The sequence below is a fragment of the Candidatus Zixiibacteriota bacterium genome, assembly GCA_021159005.1.
Classification (GTDB): Bacteria; Zixibacteria; MSB-5A5; order UBA10806; family 4484-95; genus JAGGSN01.
Map to the genome: position 1 here is coordinate 1 of JAGGSN010000154.1, position 10,855 is coordinate 10,855.

A 10,855-nucleotide genomic window follows, 5' to 3' on the forward strand; every position below is an offset into this window, starting at 1 on the left:
CGCGGGCAGTGTTGGGAATGACATCACTATAGCATCCGCCTAAGGCGGACAAAAGATGCTAACTACAACAACAGCGTTTGACAATTTAAAATAGCATCCGCCTAAGGCGGACAAAAGGTTGGACAGTAGTGTACCTAAATATATAATGATATCGATTCATAGCAATGCCTTATATGATAACTACTGCCATAAAAAAGCAACTGTGAAAACCGGGATAAAACGGCTTGACAAAAAGATACTATTTGGCTATCTTGCCAAATAGCCTATTATAATAGCAGGTGTTTTGATGGATAAAAATAAGAAAAATCTTTTCGAGGCTCGCGCCAAAATAATAAAAGCAATGGCTCATCCAACCCGTCTTTTTATTGTTGATGAGCTTTCGCATCATGAAAAATGTGTGAGCGACCTAACAAATATGATCGGAGCCGACTCGTCTACAGTATCAAAACATCTATCGATTTTAAAAGAGGCCGGGATTGTCATTAATGAAAAACGAGGATTGCAAATCTATTATAGATTGCGGTTCCCTTGCGTACTTAATTTCTTTAGCTGTGTAGAGGCAGTAATAGAATCGACTGTTAAGGAACAATTAGCATTGATAAACGAGAAACAAAAATAATAATGAATATTTCTTGTTCTAATAAACACATGACTGGATTTCTATTAATCATTGTATTGCTTTGCCGGAGCATATAACAATTGAAACTTATAAATGAATGGAAACCGTTAGTTTGGATCATTGCGATTTTCCTGGCTTTTTTTTATTTGCCGATTAGCTCCCTGCGTTTTCAAAATGCCGTATATGAAGCATTATCTCTTACAAAATGGTATGCCCGCGAACATGTCTTGCTATGCTTAATTCCCGCCTTTTTTATTGCCGGAGCAATCGCTGTTTTTATAAGCAAGGAATCGGTAATCAAGTATCTTGGGGCTAACGCTAAAAAAGTATTAGCTTATGGTGTAGCCTCAGTTTCGGGAACAATCTTAGCGGTTTGCTCATGCACGGTTCTGCCTCTTTTTTCCGGTATATATCGCATGGGTGCCGGCCTTGGCCCGGCGATTGCGTTTTTGTATTCGGGTCCCGCAATTAATGTTCTGGCCATTATTCTAACCGCCAGAGTGCTTGGGCTGGAACTCGGTATCGCCCGCGCTGCCGGAGCAATTATCTTCAGCGTTGTGATTGGCTTACTGATGCATGTCATTTTCAGGAAAGAGGAGACTGCTAAAGCTGATAATCAAATAGCGATGCCCGAACAGGAAACTACCCGCTCCCTAACAAAAAATGGATTATATTTCGCGGCAATGGTAGCGATACTTATCTTTGCCAATTGGGGCAAGCCGGAGCAAACAGTCGGATTGTGGCATACTATCTATTCTCTCAAATGGATTATCACCAGTATAGCATCGGTCTTCTTCGGTGTTATTTTAATAATATGGTTCGGCATAGCCTGGTGGAAAATATTGATAACGGCAGTTGTGACGGCTATACTGGCATTTTTATTCCCGCAAGAACCGATTATACCTTTTGCGGCGGCAGTAGTCGGATTTTCAATCATTACAGGCACAAGCAAAGGGCAAACCGGCGAGTGGTTCGAGCAATCATGGAACTTTGCCAAACAGATATTGCCGCTTCTGTTTTTCGGAGTATTGGCAGCCGGTTTATTGCTTGGCCGCCCCGGGCATGAGGGAATTATACCCTCCCAGTGGATAAGTCAATCAGTCGGCGGAAACAGCTTTGGCGCAAACCTGTTCGCCTCAATTGCTGGAGCTTTTATGTATTTTGCAACCTTGACCGAAGTGCCAATTTTGCAGGGGCTAATCGGCAATGGTATGGGCAAAGGCCCGGCATTGGCGCTTTTATTAGCAGGACCGGCACTATCGCTGCCGAACATGCTGGTTATTCGAAGCGTAATAGGCACAAAAAAAACAACGGTTTTTGTCATGCTGGTTATTACTATGGCGACTATCAGCGGAATGATATATGGAGCAATATTTTAAGTATTGCCATATCCCCGCACTTAACAGCATGGCACCGCCAAATAAATGCTGATGGTAAAAGACGCCCGACAGCACAACATAAAAAAGGTATCCCACCAATCTCGGGGTCTAAATTTTGGTCCTGATATATTAGTCTTAGTCGTGTTTCTCCCCGCTGCTGTCCGCTTAGGGCGGAGAAACCGACCCGCAATGTACAATGTCAAATTTTCCAGCCCCGACTATTTCTATGGGGTTGAGATATTTTTCGCGAAGGCAGGAACCCCTTCCTGCCTTCTGTTATGAGAACATCGACGTCTTCAGGAAAGGGTTCCTGACGACTCATAAAATTCTACTGCAATATTCTGAAAAAAAAGGGGAAACTCCAAAATAATTTTGACTTGCCAATAAAAATAAATTTCGCTACTTTCATTCAAGTATTTTGATACTGAGGATGTAATGACTGCAAATCTCGAAGATGTATTGCGAAAATACTGGGGCTACAACAGTTATTTGCCATTTCAGAAAGAGGCTATGCAATGTGTGCTTGATAATCGGGATTCGATTGTCGTTTTTCCTACCGGCGGCGGCAAGTCGTTATGTTTTCAGGCGCCGGCTTTAATCAAACCGGGTTTGGCAGTTGTTGTATCACCATTGATTTCCCTGATGAAAGACCAGGTTGATGCTCTTATAGAGTGCGGCATAACGGCGGCGCGAATCGAGAGCACGCAATTGGCTAAAGAGCAGAATGCCGTTTTTGAAAAGATTAAAAATCGGTCGCTTAAACTGCTTTACCTCTCCCCCGAAAGATTATTCATGAACGGTTTTATGGAGTTTCTGAAAAGCAATGAACTGTCATTTATTGCAATAGATGAAGCTCATTGCGTAAGCATGTGGGGACATGATTTTCGGCCGGAATACCGTCAACTGGGAAAACTAAAGGAAGTATTTCCCGGAATAGCTATCCATGCCTATACAGCCACAGCCACAGAACGGGTTCGCAGTGATATTGCCGTACAATTAAAATTAAATGAACCGAAGTTGTTAATAGGCTCGTTCGACAGGCCGAATCTTGTTTATAAAGTTGGGGGAATTGCCAATAAGCTGAAGCAGGTTTGCGAAATCATCGACCGCCATAAAGGCGAATCCGGCATCATTTATTGCATCAGGCGGCTGGATGTTGACGAGATGTGTTCCGCCCTGAATGAAATGGGCTATAAAGCTTTGCCATATCATGCTGGCATGGAGGATATTAAACGCAAGCAAAACCAGGAATCATTCATCGAGGAAAAAGTTGATATTATTGTCGCCACAGTAGCTTTCGGTATGGGCATCGATAAATCCAATGTGCGTTATGTAATACACGCCGGAATGCCTAAATCCCTCGAACATTACCAACAGGAAAGCGGCCGGGCAGGCAGAGATGGTCTTGAGGCTGAGTGCTTTTTACTTTATTCGGGGCAAGATTTTATGACATGGAAATTTATCTTTGGGAAAAATAATCCGGATTCATTTAACATCTCAATGGCGAAGCTAAGTGATATATATAATTACTGCACCGGCATATCATGCCGACATAAAGCGCTTGTTAATTATTTTAACCAAAAGTACGATAAAGAAAACTGCTATGCCTGCGATGTGTGTCTTGGCAGCCTTGAATATATTGACGATTCCTTGACGACTGCTCAAAAAATCCTTTCATGTGTTGTACGTTTGGGGGAAAATTTCGGCGCCGAATATACCGCCCTTACGCTAACCGGATCATCAGATAAGCGAATCCTAAACAATAGCCATGATAAGCTAAGCACCTATGGCATCTTATCAGAATACCCAAAACGGATTGTTCGTGATTGGATTGAGCAATTAACAGGGCAAGGCTATATCCGAAGAACAGGGGAATTTAATGTGCTCGAAGTTGCCGAAAAGGGATGGGATGTCATAAAAGGGAAAGAAACGCCGCATCTGCTAAAACCGACCGTAAAACCAATTAAAACATCAAAAACCGCCGAGGAATCATGGGAAGGTGTGGATAAAGAGCTGTTTGAGGAATTACGGGTTTTGCGGCGACAGATTGCCGACAGTAAAAACATCCCGGCATATATCGTTTTTGGCGATGCTGTCCTGCGTGATATGGCCAGACAGCGTCCCTCTACGCGGGATGGCTTTCTCATGGTTAATGGCATTGGTGAAAGTAAAAACCGGCAATATGGCAAGAGATTTATCAAAGCTATTAAAGAGTATTGTCGAACTAATTCTGTTAAGATGGATATTGAGCCGTCAAGGAGAATTTATGAGGTTCCATCTCTAAGTTCAAAATCACGAAAAAATGTAAATATTGCCAAGCATGAAGCTTTTAGGCATTTTTCGCAGGGTTTTTCCATTAATAAAGTCGCCGATAAAATCGATAGAGCTAAATCGACTACAACTCAATATCTTGCCGATTTTATCGAGAAAGAAAAGCTCACCGATCCTTATCCATGGGTAGATGAAAAAACATATAAAATTGTTAAAGCCGCCGCCTGTCAGACCGATAGCGAAGAACGACTGAAACCGATTCATGAGTTCCTAAACGGCGAGATAGAATACGACACGATACGTCTATGTATGGCATTCATCCGCAACGAGGAATAATTGTTAACCGCGCTGCGAATGCAATTAGCCGCTGATTAATATAAAAACGATTGTATTACAATTAAAATCCATACGCATCATACTGCCCAATCTTAAGCAGTATTTTCCCTTCCTTAACCTTCACAACAATTTCATCTGCCATGATACCCCTTAAGGTTTTATATTGCGCTTCATTTTTCTTGTCAAGAGTGATAGTTCTATAGCTTAACGGTCCCTCGCTAACTAGTTGCCCCTGATTTAAAAAATCGTACACGCAAACCGATTCATCATTAACTAAGTTAATAAATCTCGCTTCGATTTCATCACGGTTGTTTATTGCCAGCCGAAATTCCTCTCCGGCAGCTAAGCTTTTTTCATGCATATCGAAATGCTTACCGCTAATTGTCGCCTCGCCTTCATACATATAAATAACAATCTCATCCGCCTCTTTGGGGGTTTCGTGGCGTCTTTCGTATAATGTGCCTTTCTTGATGAAATTACCAATCAACGCGATATCTTTTACAGGTTTGCCTTTTTTGAATGGAATTGCTTTGGCGATGGCTTTGCTCTTAGTTTTGTTTGTGCCCTTTATGACAAAGGATTTGCCCGGTGCCACTTTTACCCGGATAATATCACCAACTGACATATCCTGCTCGAAGGGCGGTTTCACAACCGGCGCAGATGATATATTTTTTGCCCAGTTCGGCGTCTCAATTGGCAATTTTTCGGGACTATCTATTAATTGGTATTCAGGCAAAACTTCAAGTAAAGAACTGTGAATTATGCTTTGTTTGATATCTTTCAACTCAATGGTTTTATCATTTGAGGTATGAATAATTATCTTAATCGGGAAAGTAATATCGGGAGATACCCATTGGGTGATAAGCTTCTGTCCCATTTGCTTAATAATATATTTATCACATCTCATTTCATCAAGTTCTGCTCTGCCTATAAAAATGACTTTAGCTGAGGCAGCTATATTCCTGACATATTGAAATGGGTCTTTTTTCAAACAAAACGGGTCATTGATATTATACTCCATATATTTTCTTTCCGCAGGCAGTAATATCTTTGTTATAGCAGCTTCTGTATCTACGATAACTATTATTTCCTTGTCATCATCTGTTAATTCCAGGCGGTATTTTGCATTGCTAACAAAAATTTTGCCTGTCTGGGTATTATTCCCCTCGCTGATAACCAGATCTGCTGAAAACTGCCCCGCCTTAACCGGCACACAATAAGTAAATATTATGGCCAGAACAATCACCATAATACCCCATTGCAATGATATCCTCTTTGGCATCCGCTTCTCCTTTACTTGCTTAGCTTTAAAATGAACTATTAAAATACTTTACTTCCCTAAATGTTTTAAGTTTCCGAATAAATTTATCACACTTTATTCACAACCGACAAAGATATAAAAAAGTTGTCATAACAGCTACATAAAATTAAAATTAATATTCATAGCCGCAAACATTTATTTATATCTTAACAACATTACCTCCAAAGCCACCCCGTATGTCATAACGTATGATATATATGGCGATTACACGTCATGCAAAAAAAGCTTAAAAAATATCTTGACTTGCAGTTAGTTAATTCGTATTATGTTCGGCATGACGAACTTATGGTTAAAAAAACTTGATTTACTGCCAAATCCGGTTTTGAGCGAAAGCCTTGAAGACTATCTTGAGACAATCTATCATATTACCTCAGAAAAAAAGGTTGCCAGAGTTAAACAGATATCCGAGCGGCTAAATGTAAATAAATCCTCAGTAAGCGGAGCGCTTCATATATTATCCGGCAGAGGATTAATCAATCATGCTCCATATCAAGTTATAACCTTAACTGCAAAAGGTGTAATTATTGCCAAGGATATTATTAGCCGTCACCAAACGATAAGAAGATTTTTCATAGAAGTTTTGGCGGTTGATTTAAAACTTGCTGATGAAACCGCCTGCAAAATGGAACATATTATGCCGCGGGAAATCCTGGAAAAATTTGCCAAATTCATAGAATTCTCTGAACACTGTGCCGGTGAAGGATTTGAATGGGCAGAGGGATTTGGATTTCGCTGTAATAAACAGGGGAAAACAGATCAATAAAATGGCTATTGTTAACTTTAGCATAGCATCCTCCTTGAATAATGGTATGGTTTATGGAAATTGTCTGCCGTGCCATATCTACTTTGATGATGGGCGGTGTTGTTCCGCCCGTCATCTGCTTATTAACTTCGAGATATAGAACAGATTATAAACAAGAAATATAGAATATCAACAATGAGAAAGTTCAATTCACATGAAAACCTATTGAGGTTATTATCAGTTATTATTCTACTTTCCCTGATAGGTTTTATTATAGCGACTCTTATATCTCTTCATATTCACATATTGCCGGATGGCAGAGCGATTGTTCATAGTCATCCCTCAGGGAATGAGCATTCGGAAAATTCTCAGAACAAACAACATTCGCATACTAACAGCGACTATCTATTCATAAACCATTACACTTCTCTGCTGAATAATGCAATCATTATCGTTTTTATTTTTTTATTCTTCTATGCAATAGTCAAATCATTTTCTGACGAAAGAAAGCTTGCTCTTATCAATAATATTTATAACCGGCACCGGCTGAGGGCTCCTCCTAATTTCCTTATCTGACAAATCTAAAATTATTATAAAATCAAATAGATTGCTTTATTGTTAATTTAAAATAACAATAAAGCGTTAACACAACCTGTAATTTACACTGAATGTTGAGGAGATAATTATGAAAAGAAATAAGGAATTTTTACTATTATTATCGATATTTTTTATAGCGTTTTCAACAAATGCAATATACGCCGGCGAGATTGAAATGCCGAAATTTCACGTTGAGGTTGCAGTTCAATCATTGATATTTTCAGGCGATGATATCGTTGATGACAGTACCGGCATGTCAATTTACACGGTTCCCTCTAATAGATTTGAGATTCGCCATGCCGGTTTTGAGATAGATGGTGAGATTAGCGATTATGCTGAATACTGTATGGAAATCAGCGTATCTACCTGCGGGGCATCATCGGGAGCTGTTTCGGTATCGGAGGCTTCTTTATTTTATAAACCCCTCAAATTCCTCAAGGCGGGAATCATGAAAGGTCATTCAATGCGCGGTTTTGAGTTATATAAAGAATGTACGGATGTCTTAACCGCCGAGAAGCCGCGTTTTGCCACTATATTCTCTCAATGTCATCCAACCGGCGCAGTTATTGAGGCTGATTACGATATCGATGAGAGGATGGGGATTCACGCTCAAGCAGGTTACTTTAACGGATTGAGCAACTCTATTGATGACGAACATGATATCAATATGGGATTGCAATTCCGAACGCCTGTAGAGGGTTTGGCTATCGGCGGTTTTTATACCGACTGGCAATGGAAAGTTTTTGATTATGCGGAAATGAAAAATATCCCTTATGACGGTTCTCGAATGGCTTTTGGTGCTTTGTATGAAAATTACAATGCTCATATAAGCGGCGAATATTATTTGGGTACTGGGTTTAATGATCCCAATCCGATTCGCGCCGCCTATATGATTTCCGGCGATACTCTGCAGAGCGAAGACCTTGAAATGAACGCTTTCTATGTTGAGGGCGGCTATACTCTAAACACTGGGCAGGTTATGATGCCTTTCATGCAGCCTTATCTAAGGTATCAATCATGGAACAAAGCCGCCAACGCAGACGGTGATAATACACTATCTTACTTAACTGCCGGTATTACTTTGGGGCTTGGCTCATCTGAAACCACATTAAGAATCGACTATGAAATGCCTTTAGCAGACACTGGCATTCTTGGATATGATGAAGCGAATAAGTTGATTGTTAGGATGCAGGGCGGTCTTTTCTAAGCCTTGCTTTAAATAGATGATTTTTAATACTGCTAATGTAGTTAGCAAATTATTAAGGAGAAAAAATGATTACGAGAAAAATAATTCATGTCATTTTGGCGATATCGTTTTGCTGTTTTGCGGCGGCTTATGCTGATGATATAGCGCCGATCGCTGATATGTACACCGATCCCGATCATGCCGATCCGCATCCGACTGAGCAGTTATGGGCAGCTAATTATTCTCCGCAGGGACACTATGAGCGAATTATGATGAAGTTTGACCTTGATGATTACATGGGTCGGGAAATCGAAAGCGCCATATTAAATCTTTATCGATTTTTCGGATGTCCCTCAGGGGGAATTACAAGCGTAGATTTCTATCATATTACTGTGGATTGGAACGAGGATACCTGGCCGGCTAATGTTCATATTCAGCATGATAATAATATCTGGGCGCATCATAATTTCTCTGTCAATGACTGGCATCAAATTGATATTACTGATATGGTTCAGCAATGGTTAGACGGCTATATGGAAAATTACGGCTTTGTTATGCAGGCTCAATCGGGCAGCAAGTTCAGCAAGTTCTATTCGCGGGAAAGCTCACAAAGTTATCGTCCCCATCTTGCTATAACCGGCATAAGTGGGATTAACGAGCAAGTCGATGTTCCTGACAACTTTACGATAAATGCTTATCCGAACCCATTTAATAATTCGACCACAATCAGCTATAATCTGATTAAATCATCAGATGTTGCCGTAGAAATATATAATATCCTTGGCCATAAGGTTAAAACACTTGTAAACACAGTTCAACATGCTGGCAATTATCAAGTTGCATGGAATGCGGCTGATCTGTCATCAGGGGTATATTTTTATACGATAAAGGTTGGTGAAATTGCGCAGACTAAGAAACTGGTGTTATTAAAGTAACTGCCAATATCGCAATCAGCTAAAAGGGCAGGGCGCGAAGTCTGCGGCTTGCCCTTTGGTATTAACCGGTGCTTTCAGCCAATACACACATTTGTATGGGCTAAATAAATTCAAATTTCACTTGTGAATTTCAAGTGGCTGGTATATGTCCTCGTGCACCAGCTTTCAATATTTTTACAAAATATTAAAACATTTCAAATTTTACTTGTGAATTATCAAGATATTTAACTAAATATTTAAATTGACATGAATGGTATTTTAATAGATAATATCGGCGTAGAATACTTAAATTGATTTGGAGCTGACTGCGCTAAAAGGCGGCTGCAGCAAAGATATAAAGTGGAGGAAATATGAGATTTAAAACAAACAAAGCAAAACTGAATACGGCTGTGTCTCGTCTTCAAAGCATAGTGCCGCCGAAATCGACAATCCCTATTCTGTCCAACATATTATTTGATCTTCAGGGCGATAAACTGGAGTTGAAAGCAACAGACCTTGATGTGTCAATGACCTCCACAATAGATGTTGAGGTTTTAGATAAAGGCAGCATCACAGTTCCGGCGAAAGTGTTTTCAGAGATAGTAAAGGAGCTTCCCGATTACGAGTTGGAGATTATCGCCTCGGAAAACAGGATGGAAATAAAATGCGGGTCGGGCACTTATAAACTCTCAGGTTTCTCGGCGGAAGATTTCCCGAAACTTCCCGATATACATCCCGGCCGTCAAATTAAGATAAAGGCGCAATCTTTTTATGAGATGATAAAAAAGGTATTGTTCGCTGTTTCAAAAGACGAAACCCGTCCGGCATTGAACGGCGTTTTATGGCATACCTCTGAGAATGGCTTAAATCTTGTCGCTACGGATGGCCACCGGTTGGCGAAAATTACTCGAACCGATATTAAAATTACCGGCTACAAGGAAGATATTGTCATTCCGCCGAAGATTCTCGATAATCTTATTAAGCTAACCAGCGACGATACCGGCGAAATCGGCGTTATCCTAAATGAAAACTCGATTGTCTTTATGCTTGAGGACGCTGTTATTACATCAAGGCTGCTTGAGGGACCCTATCCTAATTATGAACAGGTAGTGCCAAAAGATAACGACAAAATTATGTTAGTAGAAAAGGAACTTTTGCAGGCGGCGGTTAGAAGAGTATCGATTCTTTCAAATTCGCTAACCCGCCAGGTGAAATTTGCCATTGCTAATGATAACCTCGAGCTTTCGGCAACTAATTTCGATTTTGGAGGCGAGGCTAAAGAATCGCTTAAAGTGTCTTATAGTGAAGAGGAGTTGGATATAGGATATAACGCAAATTATATTCTTGATGTTCTCAAGCAGATTGACGGCGACGAGGTGCAGTTCGAGCTTAGCAATTCCACTACTGCCACTGTTATAAAACCTCAAACATCATCCGAGAACGAAACCAACCTGTTTTTGATAATGCCGCTGAGATTGATGGAGTAGAGG

Annotated in this window: 8 protein-coding genes; 7 read left to right on the forward strand and 1 reads right to left on the reverse strand. The window is 40.4% G+C overall.

The features are described from left to right. Window positions 1–286 precede the first annotated feature (286 nt). The 3 genes from J7K40_10150 (at window position 287) to recQ (ending at window position 4,605) form a co-directional block, all read left to right on the forward strand. Window positions 287–619: a winged helix-turn-helix transcriptional regulator gene (locus J7K40_10150; GenBank protein MCD6162759.1), complete on the forward strand. Its 333-nt coding sequence runs from the start codon at window positions 287–289 to the stop codon at window positions 617–619. 80 nt (window positions 620–699) lie between these two features. Continuing rightward, window positions 700–1,998: a permease gene (locus J7K40_10155; protein MCD6162760.1), complete on the forward strand. Its 1,299-nt coding sequence runs from the start codon at window positions 700–702 to the stop codon at window positions 1,996–1,998. Window positions 1,999–2,433: 435 nt separating this feature from the next. Then, complete coding sequence (gene recQ, locus J7K40_10160; protein ID MCD6162761.1) at window positions 2,434–4,605, forward strand: DNA helicase RecQ; 2,172 nt, start codon at window positions 2,434–2,436, stop codon at window positions 4,603–4,605. 61 nt (window positions 4,606–4,666) lie between these two features. On the opposite strand, the gene J7K40_10165 is transcribed toward recQ, so the two are convergent. Continuing rightward, entirely contained in the window at window positions 4,667–5,887 is a 1,221-nt protein-coding gene (locus J7K40_10165; GenBank protein MCD6162762.1) for a hypothetical protein, read from the reverse strand. Window positions 5,888–6,200: 313 nt separating this feature from the next. Here J7K40_10165 and J7K40_10170 point away from each other — a divergent pair, with 313 nt between their 5' ends. From J7K40_10170 to dnaN, 4 genes are all read left to right on the forward strand, one after another. Further along, window positions 6,201–6,689: a metal-dependent transcriptional regulator gene (locus J7K40_10170; GenBank protein MCD6162763.1), complete on the forward strand. Its 489-nt coding sequence runs from the start codon at window positions 6,201–6,203 to the stop codon at window positions 6,687–6,689. A gap of 664 nt (window positions 6,690–7,353) precedes the next feature. Continuing rightward, complete coding sequence (locus tag J7K40_10175; GenBank protein MCD6162764.1) at window positions 7,354–8,472, forward strand: hypothetical protein; 1,119 nt, start codon at window positions 7,354–7,356, stop codon at window positions 8,470–8,472. 65 nt (window positions 8,473–8,537) lie between these two features. Then, on the forward strand, window positions 8,538–9,386 hold the full coding sequence (locus J7K40_10180; protein ID MCD6162765.1) for a DNRLRE domain-containing protein: 849 nt from the start codon (window positions 8,538–8,540) through the stop codon (window positions 9,384–9,386). A 350-nt stretch (window positions 9,387–9,736) separates the two neighbouring features. Next, window positions 9,737–10,852, forward strand: coding sequence for a DNA polymerase III subunit beta (gene dnaN, locus J7K40_10185; protein MCD6162766.1), 1,116 nt, complete (start codon window positions 9,737–9,739; stop codon window positions 10,850–10,852). Window positions 10,853–10,855: the final 3 nt, after the last annotated feature.

Bases quoted from the DNA above. Each gene is read 5' to 3' on its own strand.
- J7K40_10150 (MCD6162759.1), top strand. From the start codon at position 287: ATGGATAAAAATAAGAAAAATCTTTTCGAGGCTCGCGCCAAAATAATA.
- recQ (MCD6162761.1), top strand. From the start codon at position 2,434: ATGACTGCAAATCTCGAAGATGTATTGCGAAAATACTGGGGCTACAAC.
- J7K40_10165 (MCD6162762.1), bottom strand. From the start codon at position 5,887: ATGCCAAAGAGGATATCATTGCAATGGGGTATTATGGTGATTGTTCTG.
- J7K40_10170 (MCD6162763.1), top strand. From the start codon at position 6,201: ATGACGAACTTATGGTTAAAAAAACTTGATTTACTGCCAAATCCGGTT.
- J7K40_10175 (MCD6162764.1), top strand. From the start codon at position 7,354: ATGAAAAGAAATAAGGAATTTTTACTATTATTATCGATATTTTTTATA.
- J7K40_10180 (MCD6162765.1), top strand. From the start codon at position 8,538: ATGATTACGAGAAAAATAATTCATGTCATTTTGGCGATATCGTTTTGC.
- dnaN (MCD6162766.1), top strand. From the start codon at position 9,737: ATGAGATTTAAAACAAACAAAGCAAAACTGAATACGGCTGTGTCTCGT.